The 16,307-nt window shown below is 61.9% G+C and carries 13 protein-coding genes; 12 read left to right on the top strand and 1 reads right to left on the bottom strand.

From position 1 onward, the window contains the following. Positions 1-28 precede the first annotated feature (28 nt). Positions 29-1,999, top strand: coding sequence for a relaxase/mobilization nuclease RlxS (rlxS, locus tag AC0L2M_RS12420; RefSeq protein ID WP_473534997.1), 1,971 nt, complete (start codon positions 29-31; stop codon positions 1,997-1,999). Positions 2,000-3,296: 1,297 nt separating this feature from the next. Here the strand turns inward: rlxS and AC0L2M_RS12415 are convergent. After that, the gene (locus AC0L2M_RS12415) at positions 3,297-3,518 is read right to left on the bottom strand and encodes a hypothetical protein (protein WP_473534996.1); all 222 of its coding nucleotides are present in this window, start codon (positions 3,516-3,518) and stop codon (positions 3,297-3,299) included. A 326-nt stretch (positions 3,519-3,844) separates the two neighbouring features. On the opposite strand from AC0L2M_RS12415, the gene glmS reads away from it, so the two are divergent. From glmS to trbG, 11 genes are all read left to right on the top strand, one after another. Continuing rightward, the gene (gene glmS, locus AC0L2M_RS12410) at positions 3,845-5,668 is read left to right on the top strand and encodes a glutamine--fructose-6-phosphate transaminase (isomerizing) (RefSeq protein WP_473534995.1); all 1,824 of its coding nucleotides are present in this window, start codon (positions 3,845-3,847) and stop codon (positions 5,666-5,668) included. Between the two features lie 247 nt (positions 5,669-5,915). Then, positions 5,916-7,946, top strand: coding sequence for a conjugal transfer protein TraG (locus AC0L2M_RS12405; protein WP_473534994.1), 2,031 nt, complete (start codon positions 5,916-5,918; stop codon positions 7,944-7,946). A 120-nt stretch (positions 7,947-8,066) separates the two neighbouring features. Continuing rightward, positions 8,067-8,480, top strand: a complete 414-nt coding sequence (locus tag AC0L2M_RS12400) for a CopG family transcriptional regulator (protein ID WP_065010491.1) — start codon at positions 8,067-8,069, stop codon at positions 8,478-8,480. Next, positions 8,477-9,445 (top strand): P-type conjugative transfer ATPase TrbB, encoded by a 969-nt coding sequence (gene trbB / locus AC0L2M_RS12395; protein WP_254017441.1) that lies wholly within the window; start codon positions 8,477-8,479, stop codon positions 9,443-9,445. Before AC0L2M_RS12400 ends, trbB begins: the two co-directional genes overlap by 4 nt. 11 nt (positions 9,446-9,456) lie before the next feature. Continuing rightward, on the top strand, positions 9,457-9,765 hold the full coding sequence (locus tag AC0L2M_RS12390) for a TrbC/VirB2 family type IV secretion system protein (protein ID WP_008871922.1): 309 nt from the start codon (positions 9,457-9,459) through the stop codon (positions 9,763-9,765). Then, entirely contained in the window at positions 9,765-10,037 is a 273-nt protein-coding gene (locus tag AC0L2M_RS12385; RefSeq protein ID WP_473534993.1) for a VirB3 family type IV secretion system protein, read from the top strand. Before AC0L2M_RS12390 ends, AC0L2M_RS12385 begins: the two co-directional genes overlap by 1 nt. Next, positions 10,031-12,481, top strand: coding sequence for a conjugal transfer protein TrbE (trbE, locus tag AC0L2M_RS12380; RefSeq protein WP_473534992.1), 2,451 nt, complete (start codon positions 10,031-10,033; stop codon positions 12,479-12,481). Before AC0L2M_RS12385 ends, trbE begins: the two co-directional genes overlap by 7 nt. Then, on the top strand, positions 12,478-13,203 hold the full coding sequence (gene trbJ, locus AC0L2M_RS12375) for a P-type conjugative transfer protein TrbJ (RefSeq protein ID WP_473534991.1): 726 nt from the start codon (positions 12,478-12,480) through the stop codon (positions 13,201-13,203). Before trbE ends, trbJ begins: the two co-directional genes overlap by 4 nt. Before the next feature lie 29 nt (positions 13,204-13,232). Then, on the top strand, positions 13,233-14,555 hold the full coding sequence (gene trbL / locus AC0L2M_RS12370) for a P-type conjugative transfer protein TrbL (RefSeq protein ID WP_473534990.1): 1,323 nt from the start codon (positions 13,233-13,235) through the stop codon (positions 14,553-14,555). Further along, positions 14,556-15,287 (top strand): conjugal transfer protein TrbF, encoded by a 732-nt coding sequence (trbF, locus tag AC0L2M_RS12365; RefSeq protein ID WP_473534989.1) that lies wholly within the window; start codon positions 14,556-14,558, stop codon positions 15,285-15,287. Next, the gene (gene trbG, locus AC0L2M_RS12360; RefSeq protein WP_473534988.1) at positions 15,277-16,299 is read left to right on the top strand and encodes a P-type conjugative transfer protein TrbG; all 1,023 of its coding nucleotides are present in this window, start codon (positions 15,277-15,279) and stop codon (positions 16,297-16,299) included. The genes trbF and trbG overlap by 11 nt, the downstream gene beginning before the upstream one ends. Positions 16,300-16,307: the final 8 nt, after the last annotated feature.

Genomic DNA, 16,307 nt, shown 5'->3' with positions numbered 1-16,307 from the left:
CACTGCTTGAGATTTCTGGGAGGCCACGATGCAGGATGACGAATTCAGGCCGAAGCTCGGCAGAATAGGCTCGCGCGGCTCGAAGGCAGGCAAACGCTTCGCCAGCCAGGTCCAGGCGGCGATCAACAGAGCCGGCGGCCGACCCCAGCGCGGCGGCCGCTTTAACGGCAGCCGGGCAGGGCGCGGCGGAGCGTGCGCCGCGCTGCTGAAATCACGCGACAGGTATGCTGCCTTCCGGCAGCGGCGGGTGGTGGTCAAGGCGCGCGTCGTCAAGCTGGCCGGCAAAGGCCAGGGTGGGGCGCGTGCGCATCTGCGCTACATCCAACGCGACGGCGTTACCCGGGAAGGCGCGCCTGGCGAGCTCTACGGCGCCGACAGTGATCGCGTCGACAGCAAGGCCTTCCTTGATCGTGCCGATGGCGATCGGCATCAATTCCGCTTCATCGTCGCACCCGAAGACGGCATCCAGTATGACGACCTGAAGCCACTCACGCGCCGGCTCATGGCGCAGATGGAGGAGGATCTCGGCACGAAGCTCGACTGGGTTGCCGTCGATCATTTCAACACCGGCCACCCGCACACCCATATCATCGTCCGTGGCAAGGACGACCGCGGCGAGAACCTCGTCATTGCGCGGGAATATATCTCAAGCGGAATCCGCGAACGGACCGCCGAGCTGGTCAGCCTCGATCTCGGTCCACGAACCGATCGCGAGATCGAGCACCGCCTGCGCCAGGAAATGGAGCAGGAGCGCTTCACCAGCATCGACCGGCAGCTGCTCAGCATGCGCGACAGCGATGGACTGGTTTCTCCGGTCGGCCGCGACGCCTTTCGACAGACCCTGCACCAGGGCCGCCTGCGCAAACTCGGACGGATGGGTCTGGCCGAGGAGATCAGCTCCGGCCGCTGGCGCCTCGACGATGAGCTCGAAGCGACACTGCAGCGCATCGGCGAGCGCGGTGACATAATCAAGACGATGCACCGAGACATTGCGGGTAGAGGACTATCCCGAAGTGCAGCCGACTGTGTGATCCACGATCAATCCGGGCAGCTCGCGCAACCTTTCGTTGGCCGCCTTGTGGCGCGCGGGCTTGCCGACGAGATCAACGACCGCCACTACCTCATTGTGGATGGGGTGGACGGGAAAAGCCACTACATCGATGTCGGCAAAGGCGAGGCCACCGAACCGACGCCCGACGGCTGCATCGTCCGTGTCACGCCGAGAAACACCGGGCCGAGGCAGGTTGACCGCACCGTCGCCGAGATCGCTGCCGTCCACGGCGGGCGCTACAATGTTGATATCCACCTGAAGCATGATCCGTCTGCCAGCGAACGCTTCGCCGAAACCCATGTGCGTCGTCTGGAAGCCATTCGCCGCGAAACCGGCACTGTCAGGCGCGAAGCCGACGGCACATGGATTATCGCGCCGAACCATCTCGACCAAGTCGCCGACTACGAGCGCAAGCGAGCCATGGCTGTGCCTGTTGTCGTCGACAAGCTCTCATCAATGCCGCTTGATCAGCAAATCGGGTTCGACGGTGCCACCTGGATCGACCGGGAAATGGTTTCCGATTCACCGGAGGCCCTGCGCAACTCCGGCTTTGGCCGTGACGTGCGGGAGGCGCAAGCCCGCAGGCGGCAATGGCTGATTGCTCAGGGTCTCGCGCATGAAGAGCAGGACCGCACCGTCTATCGCGCCAACATGATTTCGATCCTCCGCCAGCGTGAACTGAACCGTGTTGCCGGTCAGCTCTCGGAAGAGCTCGGTCTGTCCTATGCTGAAGTGCGACCCGGAGACCGGGTACAAGGCACTCTCCGCCGCTCAGTTGAGCTCGCCAGCGGCAAATACGCCCTTATCGAGAAATCGCGCGAGTTTGTGCTCGTCCCGTGGCGGCCGGTGCTCGAGCGGCATGTCGGCAAAGAGATTTCTGGCATAGTGCAGCGAGACGGTATCTCCTGGAACATCGGTCGGCAAAGGAGTGGGCCTAGCGTTTCATAACTTGTGTGGCAGCCATGCGTGAGTGCGGTGTGCCTTGGATGGCCCGGCAAGAGTTCGACCAAGGCGCTCCGAGAGCGTGAGTGCCACCAGCTCTGGTAGGTCTATCGAACCAACGACAGCGCGCCCCGTGGCCAATTGCGATCCCATTCTAACCAAGATGCTCGGGCTCGCGCCAGATCGCCGTTAAGCTTGCCGGAGCTCGCGCAAACGTCGAGGACATTTACTGAACCAGCTCGACAAAAAACAAGGGATCGAGCTCCTCCCGGCTGCTGTCGCTGTGGATGCCCTTCCACATGGCATGAGGATAAGGGCATTCCGAGCAACGAGTCCGCCTCCGCTTCAATGGCTCGCGAACGATCTGACGAGGTCGAGCAGTTTGGCCATGCGCTTCGAGCATCAGAGTATCGCCGCTTTCCAAGCTGATCGGTGGACGAGGTGAACCGCTCTTATGCTCGGAAAAGGCGAGGCTCGTCGCACCGATGGGGTGTAACGATGTCGACATCGGCGGTAAACGTTACGAGCATCGTCGGCTGTAGGCGAGCATCATGCTTCCGTCCCAACTCGGGAGGGAGCCATGAGCAGCCCCAACACCTCGAAAATTGGCCTTGCCTACTCAAAAGACCGGACCGTGCGCAGCCGATTCATAACCCAGCAACGGCACATAAAAACGAACTGCTGCTGCGCATGTCTCCGGCCGACCCGCAATGCTCAGCCCACACCTTCACCGCAGCTATCTGTCATTGAGAACCCAACTCGAAACCGCAAACGCCCCTATAGAGGCTGTCTACTGAGATGGGGATCGGCCCGGTGGTGGCGAAACTCCGGCCGGAGCTCGACGCCGAAGTTGTCGTAGTCCGGTTTTTGTAGCACATCAGCTGTCCGCTTTGGGTTGACGGCGAAGCCCGGATGAAAGCGGATGAACACCCGGGGCCGCTTGCTGGTTCAGTTGACTGCCGCGGCAGGCTCCTGCGCATGTGCTTGTCGCTGCCCTTGCGTCGTTTCCGGTGAAGCGCCGACCTCGTGTCGAGACGCAGTCAAGGTTGGCCGCCGCGCTGCCGCGGGCGCTGCGACGCTTCCAGGCCACGCCTTGAGGGGCGTTGAGCAGCCGGCCGGGATGTAAGCGTGCCGATGGAAGTCAGGGTCGTTGCCACGCGCTGTTTGGCATTGTCCAGAACTGATGAGTTTGGCGCAAGTTCCAGACGGCCGACAGTGCGCGTGAGCAAACATGCAGGAGTTTGCCAAGGCGGCCAGCAAGGCAGTCGAACAGGCAAAGGGAAGGTCTGGGTGACTGCATCCCTCAGCGGAGATGACGAGTAGCCCGCTGCTTCGATCTGATGAGTTCAAGCAGCTCAGCCTCATCCGCGTCAGCCTCTTCTTCCAACGCGACTAAAATATCCAGGGCGAGGTTGTCGGCCTCCAACGATGAGCGGGCGATATGCTCGTCACTGCATATCTGGTCGAATACCCGTTGGCATAGATCGAGATCGGCAGGGTATAGACCGGCCCGTTTGAACGGCATTTTGAAAACCCCTAAGCATTGTAGCAGTCAATGGATCTAAGGGCCGTTAACTGGGCGAGTCAACAGCATGTAAAAAGCGGACATTGCGATGATCGTTACGCCTCAGCCGACTACGGACACTCGTCCCAACTGGCGGTTGGTGGACGCAAGCCGGCACCGCGCGTACCGTTTCTCACTGGTCAACACGTCCTCTTCTATCCACTGGCTGGATGGCAGCCATCCCAACAATCGATTTTACCTGTTTTACCGAATTCTACTAGGAGGCTCAGTGCCGGGCGGTGCCCTTCGGGTCGGCTGAGGCTACCGGGAAGAATTCGGAGACGATCATGTGCGGGATTGTTGGCATCGTTGGGCATCAGCCGGTGTCTGATCGGTTGGTCGACGCTTTGAAGCGTCTCGAATATCGAGGATATGACTCAGCCGGCGTTGCCACCATCACCGAGGGCTCGTTGCACTGCCGGCGCGCCAAGGGCAAGCTCATCAATCTCGAGACGAGGTTGAAGGAAGAGCCGCTGAGTGGCACCATCGGCATCGCACACACGCGCTGGGCAACGCATGGGGCACCGACTGAGCGCAACGCGCACCCGCACTTTACGGACGGTGTCGCCGTCGTTCACAACGGCATTATCGAGAATTTCGCCGAGTTGAAGGACGAACTGGTGGCGGCGGGCGCCGAGTTCCAGACCGACACAGACACCGAGGTCGTCGTGCATCTCTTGGCAAGACACCGCCGGGAGGGCATGGGGCGGGGTGAAGCAATGCACGCCATGCTGAAGCGCGTCAGGGGCGCCTACGCGCTTGCCATTCTCTTCGAGGATGATCCGTCGACCATCATGGCGGCGCGCAATGGACCACCGCTGGCGATCGGTCACGGCGACGGCGAGATGTTCCTGGGCTCCGACGCCATGGCGCTAGCTCCCTTCACAAATGCAATCACATATCTCGTCGACGGCGACTGGGCCGTCATCGGCAAGGCAGGCGCGGATATCTTCGATTTCGATGGCCATCCCGTCGAGCGTCCGCGCCAGACTTCCACGGCCGGGGCATTCCTGGCCAATAAGGGCAACCGTCGCCACTTCATGGAGAAGGAAATTTACGAGCAGCCCGAGGTCATCGCCCGTGCGCTCGATCATTACATCAACTTCGAAGGGAATCGCGTCGATGCGGTTTCGAGCATAGATTTCGCCAGCATCCCGAGCCTGGCGATCTCGGCTTGCGGCACCGCCTATCTGGCCGGACTGATCGCAAAATACTGGTTCGAGCGCTATGCGCGCCTGCCGGTCGAAATCGACGTTGCGTCCGAATTCCGCTACCGGGAGATCCCGTTGCCGCCGGAATCGGCGGCTCTTTTCATTTCGCAATCCGGCGAAACCGCCGATACGCTCGCGTCCCTGAGGTACTGCAAGGGGCGTGGGCTGAAAACCGGCGCTGTCGTCAATTCCCGCGAATCGACCATCGCTCGGGAGGCCGACGCGATCTTCCCGATCCTTGCCGGCCCGGAGATCGGCGTCGCCTCCACCAAGGCTTTCACGTGCCAGCTTGCGGTTCTGGCCACACTCGCCATCGGCGCTGCCAAGGACCGTGGAACGCTAACTGAATATGAGGTGAAGGCGCTCGTCCGGAGCCTTGCCGAAATGCCGGGCGTCATGGGCCGGGTACTGAACAGCATCCAGCCAGATATCGAGCTCCTGTCGCGCGAACTGTCAAAGTGTCATGGTGTCCTGTATATTGGCCGCGGCACCAGTTTCCCACTGGCGATGGAAGGTGCGCTGAAGCTCAAGGAGATTTCCTACATCCATGCTGAGGGCTATGCGGCTGGCGAATTGAAGCATGGTCCGATCGCATTGATAGACGAGAACATGCCAGTGATCGTCATCGCGCCACATGATCGCTTTTTCAACAAGACCGTCTCCAATATGGAGGAAGCGGCCGCCCGTGGAGGGCGGATTATCCTCATCACCGATGAAAATGGGGCCGCTGCCTCGAAACTCGACACGATGCATACGATCGTGCTGCCGGCCGTCGACGAGATTATCGCACCTATGATTTTCTCGCTGCCGATACAGCTTCTTGCCTATCATACGGCGGTCTCCATGGGCAAAGATGTCGACCAGCCGCGCAATCTCGCAAAATCGGTTACCGTCGAATGATTGTGACGTGCTCATAGGTAGCATGCGTCCATCGGAAATACACTTCCAAGCGTCACCGGCATTTGGATGTCGACGAGACGCAGATCAGGTCTGCGGCCAAGTGGACATATTTGCTCCACCGAAAGGTTCCAGTCTGAGCGATCCTGCCCATTCCCTCATCGCACCTGGTCGTGCGTAGTGCGCATTTCAGTTCACATCGCGCCGCGCGATGCTTGGCCCCGCATGTCCAGAACTGCGGAGCAAGCCAATGACGCCTACGAAGTTACTGATTGGGCAGATCGCCGTCGTGTTCGCAATCGTGATACTCGGCGTATGGGCGGCCACGCAGTGGTGCGCCCACATGCTCGGCCATCAACCGCCACTCGGCGCGCCATGGTTAGTCGCGGCTGGCTGGCAGATCTACAAGCCGTGGAAACTGTTCGAATGGTGGTTCCACTTCGACGCTTATGCGCCCGAGGTCTTCGATAAGGCCGGTGCGCTTGCCGGCGCCAGTGGGTTCGTGGGCTGTGCCGCCGCGATCGCCGGCTCGCTTTGGCGCGCGCGACAGCTCGGGTCGGTCACCACATATGGGTCGTCAAGGTGGGCCGCGACTCACGAGATCGAGACGGCAGGGCTGTTTCGGCCGGCCGGCGTTTTCCTAGGCAAGCTGAAGGATCGTTATCTGCGCCATGACGGGCCCGAGCACGTCATGGCCTTTGCCCCAACACGATCAGGCAAGGGCATCGGACTGGTTGTTCCAACTCTTCTGTCCTGGACCGGCTCGGCCGTCATTCACGATATAAAAGGCGAGAACTGGCAGTTGACCTCCGGCTGGCGCTCGAAGTTCTCCTACTGTCTCCTGTTCAATCCGACCGATCCGAGGTCGGCGCGCTATAACCCGCTGCTGGAGGTACGAAAAGGTCCAGACGAGGTCCGCGACGTCCAGAATATCGCCGACATCCTGGTAGATCCGGAAGGCGCGCTGGACCGGCGGAACCACTGGGAGAAAACCAGTCACTCACTCTTGGTCGGCGCCATTTTGCACGTGCTTTACGCCGAAGAGGAAAAGACGCTCGCTCGCGTCGCCACCTTCCTGTCGGACCCACAACGCTCGTTTGCCGCGACACTACGGCGGATGATGACGACCAACCATCTCGGCGCGGCGGATAAGCCCCAGGTCCATCCTGTCGTGGCCTCGGCAGCTCGCGAGGTGTTGAACAAGTCGGAGAACGAGCGTTCAGGCGTTCTTTCGACCGCCATGTCGTTCCTCGGCCTCTATCGCGATCCTACGGTGGCGGCAGCGACATCAGCCTGCGACTGGCGCATTGCCGACCTCCTGGATGCTGAGCGACCGATGTCACTCTATCTGGTCGTGCCGCCATCGGACATCTCGCGCACGAAGCCGCTGGTGCGACTTGTGCTCAATCAGATCGGCAGGCGTCTGACGGAGCGGCTGGAGGGGGATCCTAAGAAGAGCAGGAACCATCAACTGCTCATGATGCTGGACGAATTCCCGGCGCTCGGTCGCCTTGATTTCTTCGAAACCGCGCTCGCCTTCATGGCCGGCTATGGCATCCGTGCATATCTGATCGCGCAATCCTTGAACCAGATCTCCAAGGCGTATGGGGACAACAATGCCATTCTCGACAACTGCCATGTGCGGATTGCCTTTTCCTCCAATGACGAGCGCACGGCCAAACGCATTTCGGACGCGCTCGGCACGGCAACGGAGCTGAGGTCGATGCGCAACTATGCCGGCCATCGCTTGGCCCCCTGGCTGTCGCACGTGATGGTTAGCCGCCAGGAGACCGCCCGCCCACTATTGACACCGGGCGAGGTGATGCAGTTGCCGCAAGCCGATGAACTGGTGTTGGTTTCAGGGCTGCCGCCGATCCGGGCAAAGAAGCTGCGCTACTACCAGGATCGAAATTTCACCGAGCGCGTGCTTTCTGCGCCGGTATTGCGCGGCGGCGCTTACGCGGATCGGCCAGTACCGCGCCCGGACTGTTGGATCGGGCAGGTGCGGGGCGTTGACCGCCGTCTTGCTGGCGGCGGCGAAAGCGCGGGCGAGGCAATTGAAGATGAAGGAGGTGTCCAGCAACAGCGACATCCGGGTCTGCCTGAAGAGCATACAGCCGTCACCCTGGAGCCCGACCGGGACGACCTGCTCAAGCCAGCGGACGATGATAGCGAGACAGTTGCCGACAGGCGCGTGATGGACCGAATTTCCACCGCCGCACGCGCCTATGGCATCAACGAGGGAACGGGCGACAACAAGGACATCGTACCCGGCTTCTGAAAGAAGCTGCCGAAGGCAGAGCGCAAATCAGCGTAGATAACGGCCATAAGCAATTTCGAGGAAGTCGCCGATGCTCGTTCCCGCCCGCGCAACAGCGCTGGGACAGTTGGAACGAGCCACATGAGCCCTCAGCGCATTCGTCATCAGTTTCTGCTCGAACCCGACCTGAGCAAGAAACTGGACGACCTCAACCGCGATCCATCGACGACCAAATCAGCGATCGTGGCGAAGGCAGTCGAGGCCTTTATCGAGCGGCGTGGCGAGAACGAGCTCGACCGGCGCTACGGCGTAAGGCTCGACCGTCTTTCTCGTGACCTCGGTCATCTCAGACGCGACGTCGAGATGATCCTAGAGAGCCTGGCGCTCTTCATTCGCTTTTCCATCACGCTTCATGCTCACACGCCAGTCCCGGACAGGGCGACGCAAGCGATTGCCCAGGAGCGCTTCGACAAATTCGTCGAGCAAGTGGGCCGCCAGATCGCCTCCGGCAAACGGTCGCTTGGGACGGATAATGGCGGGGGAGGGGAAGGATGAGTTCTCATCCGGAGGTCGACCATCGCCATCGTGCCATGTTGCGCACCGCCATGGGCCCGGCAATCGCTGAGGCCCTTGCCGATTCATCTGTTGTCGAGGTGATGGTCAATCCCGACGGTGCGCTGCGGCTCGACCGGCTGGGAGAAGGTCGGGTCGGTACCGGCGTGCATATGCACCCATCCGAGGCGGAACGCATCGTTCGCCTGGTCGCTTCCCATGTGCGTGCCGAGGCGCATGCGGGTAGTCCGATCGTCAGCGCCGAACTGCCCTCGGGTGAGCGCTTCGAGGGGCTGTTGCCGCCAGTCGTTCTGGCGCCATGCTTCGCCATCCGTAAACCGGCCGCAAAACTCTACACGTTGGCCAACTATGTCGCCGACCAAATCATGCTGCCGCTGCAGGCCGATGCGCTGAGGAAGGCCGTGCGCGAGCGGCGCAACATATTGGTCGCAGGCGGCACGTCGTCGGGTAAAACCACGCTCGCCAATGCGCTGCTGGTCGAAGTCGCGGAATGCGACGAGCGGGTGATCTTGATCGAAGACACACGCGAGCTGCAGTGCGCTGCCAAGGACTGCGTTGCACTCAGGACAAGACGGGGCTCGGTGACGCTTGCCGATCTCGTACGCTCGACGCTGCGGCTCAGGCCCGACCGCATCGTCGTCGGCGAAGTCCGGGGTGCGGAAGCCCTCGATATGCTGAAGGCATGGAACACTGGCCACCCCGGCGGCATCGCAACGGTTCACGCCAATTCGGCGCGCTCCGCCCTCTACCGGATCGAGCAACTCGCGCAGGAAGCCGTCGTCACTGTACCACGCCGTCTGATCGCCGATGCCATCGATCTGATTGTCTTCATCGCCGGGCGCGGATCCTCGCGCCGCATTGACGCCATCGCCGAGGTCACCGGTCTCGACGGCAGCGGCGATTACGCCGTCACCCAACTGACGCTCCCGCAACTTCAGCAGTTTTGAAAGGCCAATTCATGTGCAAGAAGCTTCGCTTTCTTTCGTCCACCGCGCTCGTGCTTGTTCTCACGGTCTCAGCCCGCGCAGCAGGCTCCGGCATGCCTTGGGAACAGCCGCTGCAGCAGATCCTGGAGTCTGTACAGGGACCGGTCGCCAAGATTATCGCCGTGATCATCATCATCACCACGGGCTTAACCCTTGCCTTCGGTGACACCGCAGGCGGTTTCCGCCGGCTGATCCAGATCGTCTTCGGGCTGTCGATCGCCTTCGCGGCATCGAGCTTCTTTCTCTCCTTCTTCTCCTTTGGCGGCGGAGCACTCGTCTGATGGCCGCTGGAGAGCAGCATATTGAGGGCTTCGCGGTTCCCGTTCACCGGGCATTGACCGAAGCCATCCTGCTGGGCGGTGCACCGCGAGCGGTGGCGATCCTCAACGGCACGGTGGCCGCAGCTATCGGCTTCGGTTTGCAGCAGTGGATCGCTGGGCTGGTGCTGTGGATTGCCGGCCACACGCTGGCGGTCTTTGCCACAAGATGCGATCCAGACTTCGCCAGCGTGCTCGTTCGTCACCTTCGTCTGAAGGGATGGTTGGCATGCTGAACCTGTCAGAATACCGCAGCAAAGCCGACAAACTTGCGGACCATCTGCCCTGGGCAGCGCTCGTCGCGCCCAGCATCGTGCTCAATAAGGACGGCAGCTTTCAGCGGACCTTACGGTTCCGCGGGCCCGATCTCGAAAGCGCGACGGAAGCAGAACTTGTCGGCATCTGCGCCCGGGCAAACAACGCGTTGAGAAGGCTCGGCTCCGGCTGGGCATTGTTCTTCGAAGCCGAGCGCATAGAGGCGCTCGGCTATCCTAACTCAACCTTTCCCGACGCCGCGTCTTGGCTGGTCGATGAAGAACGACGCGCGGCCTTCGAGGGCAAGGTCGCGCATTACGAGAGCCGCTATCATCTGACTTTGCTGTTCATGCCGCCCCCGGACGCACGGGCGAGGGCTGAAAGCGCGCTCGTTGACGCACACCAATCTGGCGGCGGGAGAGACTGGCCCCAGGAGCTGGCGCGGTTTCGCGACGAGACCGACCGGGTCCTCGATCTTTTGTCCGGCTTCATGCCCGAGGTGCGCGTGCTCGACGATGCCGAGACCCTGACTTACCTGCACGGCACAATCTCGACCCGCCGCCATCCACTCGCTGTCCCGGAAACGCCGATGTATCTCGACGGCATCCTGGTCGACGCGCCGCTTACGGGCGGCTTGGAGCCGATGCTCGGCGAACACCATCTTCGCACCCTTACCGTCCTCGGATTCCCGAATCTCACCCGGCCCGGAATTCTCGACGCGTTGAATCATCAGGATTTCGCCTATCGCTGGGTGACGCGCTTCATCCCGCTCGACAAGACGGAAGCCACGAAGACGCTGACACGGTTGCGCCGCCAGTGGTTTGCCAAGCGCAAGTCGATCGCGGCCATCCTGCGCGAGGTCGTGACCAACGAACCTGTCCCGCTGGTCGACAGCGATGCCGACAACAAGGCGCTCGATGCCGACGCAGCCCTTCAGGCGTTGGGCGGCGACCATGTCGGCTTCGGTTATCTCACCACAACGGTGACAGTGTGGGATGAGGACCATCAAGCCGCCGCGGAGAAACTTCGCGCGGTCGAGCGCATCATCAATGGGCTCGGCTTCACCACCATCCACGAAAGCGTCAATGCGGTCGAGGCGTGGCTCGGCTCGCTGCCTGGTCATATCTATGCCAATGTTCGCCAGCCGCTCGTTCACACATTGAACCTTGCGCATCTCATGCCGTTGTCGTCGGTCTGGGCAGGTCCTACGGCGAACGAGCATCTCGCCAAGGTCACCCAGCGAGAGGCCTCGCCACTTCTGTTCGCAGAGACCAACGGGTCGACACCATTCCGGCTATCCACCCATGTCGACGATGTCGGCCACATGCTGATCGTTGGCCCGACCGGCGCCGGCAAATCGGTGCTGCTTGCCCTGATTGCACTGCAGTTCCGGCGCTATGCCGGCGCGCAGGTCTATGTCTTCGACAAAGGCAATTCAACGCGCGCGGCAGTCCTTGCCACGGGTGGAGAACACCACGCGCTGGGTGCTGACGGTGCGCTCGCCTTCCAGCCCCTGCGCAATATCCGCGACCAGGCTGCCCGCAGTTGGGCAGCCGAGTGGATTGCCGGCCTCATTGCCCATGAGAATGTCACCGTCACGCCGGAGGTGAAGGAGGCAATCTGGTCGGCACTCACCAGCCTTGCCACCGCGCCGGCGCAGGAACGCACGCTGACCGGCCTTTCGGTCCTGCTTCAGTCCAACAGGCTGAAGTCCGCGTTGATGCCCTACACACTCGACGGTCCTTTCGGCCGCCTGCTCGACGCCGATGATGATCGGCTGGCCTTATCGAATGTGCAGTGTTTCGAGACGGAAGAGCTGATGCAGAGCCAAGGCGCTGTGCTGCCTGTGCTCACTTACCTGTTCCATCGTCTTGAAGAGCGGTTCGATGGACGGCCGACGCTGCTGATGCTCGACGAGGCTTGGCTCTATCTCGACAATCCGCTCTTCGCCGCCCGTATCCGCGAATGGCTGAAGGTGCTCCGAAAGCGGAATGTTTCGGTGATCTTCGCTACGCAATCGCTGGCTGATATCGCGGGCTCTTCAATCGCGCCGGCGATCGTCGAGAGCTGCCCCCAGCGCATTTTCCTTCCCAATGATCGTGCTGTGGAACCGCACGCGCGGGCAGCCTACGAGCGCTTCGGCTTGAACGAGCGGCAGATCGAATTGATCGCCCGCGCCACGCCGAAGCGCCACTACTATCTTCTGTCACGTAGCGGAAACCGTCTCTTCGAGCTCGGGCTTGGCCCCATCACTCTTGCGCTTTGCGGCGCTTCCGATCCGGCGACGCAGACCCTGATCGACAAAATCCAGTCCGAAAACGGGCAAGACAGCTTTGCCTCCCGATTTCTGAGCGCGCGCGGGCTCGATTGGGCTGCCGAGCTTCTTCAGCAATTCCCTCAACCAGACATGGAGCAATCCTCATGATTGGACGCCGTCTTTTCACCAGCCTGATCACCGTCTCCCTGATCGCCAAGCCAATGGCCGACTATGTGCAGCCGGCCTACGCCCTTGTCGTGTTCGATCCATCCAATTATGCGCAGAACGTGCTGACGGCGGCGCGCGCGCTGGAGCAGATCAACAACCAGATCCAGTCGCTGCAGAACCAGGCAACCATGCTGCAGAACATGGCGCGCAATCTTCAGCGTCTGGATTTCTCTTCCGTGGGCCAACTCACCGGTTCGCTCCATCGCATTGACGGTTTGATGGACCAGGCGAGTGGCCTCAGCTTTGATCTGGGCAAGCTTCAAGACCAGTGGCGCAGCCAATATCCAGAAAGCTACGAGGCCACGATCAAGGTCAGCGATGTGGCAACCGCTGCGCGCGAGCGCTGGCAGAGCGCCATGCAGGCGTTCCGCCAGACCATGCGGGTCCAGTCGCAGATCGTCGAGAACGTCCGCGCCGACGGCGACCTGCTTGCCGATCTCGTCAACCGCAGCCAAGGGGCAGCCGGTGCGCTTCAGGCAAGCCAGGCCACCAACCAGCTGATCGCGCTTTCAACCAAGCAGCAGATGCAGATCCAAACGCTGCTCGCGACTCAGTTTCGAGCTGAGGCCGAGGATGCCGCGCGCAAGGCGCAGTCCGAGGAAGCCGCCCGCGAGACGACCAAGCGCTTCCTGGGTACCGGCTCGGCCTATCCCGGCAATTGATCACCAACTCTGACGAGGAAGGCGGCGGCATGAACGACCTTGGCGTCATCGATCGCTTCATGGAGACGTTCATCCGCTATATTGACAGCGGGTTCGGTCTGCTTTCGGGCGACGTCGCCTTCCTCACCACCATCCTGATCGGCATCGACATCACGCTGGCCGGGCTGGCCTGGGCGCTCGGCGATGAGCCCAACATTCTCGGCCGGCTTACCCGCAAGGTGCTCTTTGTCGGCGTCTTCGCCTTCATCTTGAACAATTTTAAGAACCTCGCCGACATCATCTATCGCTCCTTTGCCGGGCTCGGCATCAACGCGTCCTCCGGCAATCTCTCCCCAGACAATCTCCTGCGCCCGGGCCGCATCGCCGCGACCGGTTTCGAAGGCGCTTGGCCGCTGCTTGATCAGGCAAGTCAGCTGCTCGGCTTTCCAGAAATCTTCGGCAACGCGCTCACCATCTTCGTGCTGCTCATGGCCTGGTTCCTGGTCATCATCGCCTTCTTCATCCTTTCCATTCAGCTGTTCATCACAATCCTTGAGTTCAAGCTCACCACGCTTGCCGGCTTTGTTCTGGTTCCCTTCGCACTCTGGAATCGATCGGCGTTTCTGGCCGAGCGCGTGCTCGGCAATGTCATCTCTTCAGGCATCAAGGTGATGGTACTTGCCGTCATCGTCGGCATCGGCTCCACACTCTTCGGCGAGTTTGCTTCCGCGCTGCGAGGCAAGGAGCCGGACCTGGCCGCCGCGATGTCACAGGTGCTGGGCGCGCTGGCGTTGCTTGGGCTCGGCATCTTTGGGCCCGGCATCGCGTCGGGTCTAGTGTCCGGCGCGCCGCAGCTTGGCGCGGGCGCCGCACTTGGCACGACTGCGGCGGCTGCTGGTGCATCGCTCGTTGCCGGAGGCACGGCATTTGCTGGCGCGCGCATGGCAGCCGGCGGCAGTCTCGCCGCAATTCGGGCCGGCACAACGATGGGATCGGCTGCTTTAACGGCCTGGCAGATCGGGCGAGCAACCTCGCCCCACACCGGCCTGTCCGGTGTGGCTGCTGGATTGCAGGGCGTGACCAGTGACGCCGGCGGCGCCGCGATGCGAGCAGCAAGAGCTGCCGCGGGAACGTTCGGGCGCAGCGCCGATGCCGGCCGGGAAGCGGCATGGACCGCGACCGGTGGTGCGCCCACCGCGTCCATGACTGGAAACCCGACCGCTGCAGACCCTAATGCCGCTCCGACGTGGGCAAGGCGCTTGCGTTCCGAACAGACCGCCCGTGCCCACCGCCACGCCGCCATGCAGGCTGTCCCTGAAGGCGACAGCCAGGGAGGCAGCGCCAATCCATCTCTCAACGACAAGGACGACTAGATGCTGTTCAAGCGACCCGTTCAACGTTACGGCAAGACACCCGAACCGGTCACGCCGTATCAAAAGGCCGCCCAGCTATGGGACGAGCGCATCGGCTCATCTCGAGTACAGGCTAGGAACTGGCGGCTCATGGCCCTCGGCTGTCTGGCCTTGGCGACCGGGCTCTCTGGCGGACTCGTATGGCAGTCGATGCAGAGCCGTGTTGTGCCTTACGTCGTCGAGGTCGACCGCTTCGGCGAGGCACGCGCCGTCGCGCCGGCGATCCAAGGCTACGAGCCCTCCGACGCCCAGATAGCCTGGCACCTCGGCCGCTTCATCCAGAATGTCCGTTCCGTCTCCACTGATCCGGTGCTGGTGCGGCAGAACTGGCTGGCGGCTTACGACTTTGCCACCGACCGTGCGGCACTCTTCCTCAATGAGTACGCCAAGGCGAACGATCCCTTCGGTCAGATCGGAACGCGCAGCGTGTCCGTCCAGGTGACCAGTGTGGTCAGGGCTTCCGACAGCTCGTTCCAGGTTAAATGGACTGAGCAGGTCTTTGAGCGCGGCAGCCTTGCCAGCACCACGCGCTGGACCGCGATCCTCACCGTCGTGATCCGCCCGCCAAGCAATACGGATCAGCTGCGCAACAATCCGCTCGGTGTCTTCATCAACGCCATCGACTGGTCGCGCGAGCTCGACAGTGCCGCACCGACATCCGTTTCCCCGAAGGAGCCCGCCGATGACAAATAGAGCCCAATCGTTCCGTGCCGCGCTGATCCTATCCGCATCGGCAGCAGTTCTCTCGGCCTGCGCATCAAAGCCGGTGCCGCCTGAGATTTCGTATGATGCTGCCGACTTCAAAGCAGCGGCAATCGAGAAGGCGCCAGAGACACCGGTCAAGATAGTCGAGGTGCCAAAGCCGTTGCCGCTCCCCGGCCAGTTGCAGCCAGAACCGGGCAAAATCGCCGACAAGCGCTCTCCTGAAGAACGCGTCGCCGACGCCAACAAGGCGGCGACGCAGCAACCCACCCGGTACGGCTACGTCAATGCGGTGCAGGTCTATCCCTTCACCGATGGCGCGCTTTATCAGCTCTATGCCGCGCCGGAGCGCGTCACCGATATCGCCCTACAGCCGGGCGAGAAACTGACAGCCGTGTCGGCCGGCGACACGGTGCGCTGGGTCATCGGCGATACCGTCAGCGGCACCGGTGACGACCAGCGCACCCATGTGCTGGTAAAGCCCTTCGCGCCGGGGCTTAGCACCAATCTGGTGATCACCACGGAACGACGCACCTACCATTTGCAGCTTCAAAGCACCGATAAGACCGCTATGGCGGCGATCTCCTGGACATACAGCGAGGACCAGATCGTCGCGCTCCGCCAGCGCAACGCTCAGGCCGAGGCTACCATGCCGGTGGCGGCGAACGTGGCGCTCGAAAACATTCGCTTTCGCTACTCGATTAGGGGCGACACACCGCCCTGGAGACCGACGCGAGCCTTCGATGATGGCAGCAAGGTTTATATCGAGTTCCCGCGCCGCATAGACCAGGGAGATGCCCCGCCACTCTTCATCGTCGGCTCTGACGGGGACAACCAGCTCGTCAACTACCGCATGCGCGGCAACTACTACATTGTCGATCGGCTCTTCGCCGCGGCCGAACTACGCCTCGGCACCAAGCAGCAGCAAGTGGTGCGCATCACAAGGACGGACGGCCGTCAACCGCCGCGTCGCGTATCTCTCTTTGCGCGCTCTAGCAGGTGAGGAGAGGG

The sequence above is a fragment of the Mesorhizobium sp. WSM4806 genome, assembly GCF_055811635.1.
Note: the sequence above shows the minus strand (reverse complement) of the source record. Positions and strands in the feature narration are given on the sequence as shown.

Bases quoted from the DNA above. Each gene is read 5' to 3' on its own strand.
- rlxS (WP_473534997.1), top strand. From the start codon at position 29: ATGCAGGATGACGAATTCAGGCCGAAGCTCGGCAGAATAGGCTCGCGC.
- AC0L2M_RS12415 (WP_473534996.1), bottom strand. From the start codon at position 3,518: ATGCCGTTCAAACGGGCCGGTCTATACCCTGCCGATCTCGATCTATGC.
- glmS (WP_473534995.1), top strand. From the start codon at position 3,845: ATGTGCGGGATTGTTGGCATCGTTGGGCATCAGCCGGTGTCTGATCGG.
- AC0L2M_RS12405 (WP_473534994.1), top strand. From the start codon at position 5,916: ATGACGCCTACGAAGTTACTGATTGGGCAGATCGCCGTCGTGTTCGCA.
- AC0L2M_RS12400 (WP_065010491.1), top strand. From the start codon at position 8,067: ATGAGCCCTCAGCGCATTCGTCATCAGTTTCTGCTCGAACCCGACCTG.
- trbB (WP_254017441.1), top strand. From the start codon at position 8,477: ATGAGTTCTCATCCGGAGGTCGACCATCGCCATCGTGCCATGTTGCGC.
- AC0L2M_RS12390 (WP_008871922.1), top strand. From the start codon at position 9,457: ATGTGCAAGAAGCTTCGCTTTCTTTCGTCCACCGCGCTCGTGCTTGTT.
- AC0L2M_RS12385 (WP_473534993.1), top strand. From the start codon at position 9,765: ATGGCCGCTGGAGAGCAGCATATTGAGGGCTTCGCGGTTCCCGTTCAC.
- trbE (WP_473534992.1), top strand. From the start codon at position 10,031: ATGCTGAACCTGTCAGAATACCGCAGCAAAGCCGACAAACTTGCGGAC.
- trbJ (WP_473534991.1), top strand. From the start codon at position 12,478: ATGATTGGACGCCGTCTTTTCACCAGCCTGATCACCGTCTCCCTGATC.
- trbL (WP_473534990.1), top strand. From the start codon at position 13,233: ATGAACGACCTTGGCGTCATCGATCGCTTCATGGAGACGTTCATCCGC.
- trbF (WP_473534989.1), top strand. From the start codon at position 14,556: ATGCTGTTCAAGCGACCCGTTCAACGTTACGGCAAGACACCCGAACCG.
- trbG (WP_473534988.1), top strand. From the start codon at position 15,277: ATGACAAATAGAGCCCAATCGTTCCGTGCCGCGCTGATCCTATCCGCA.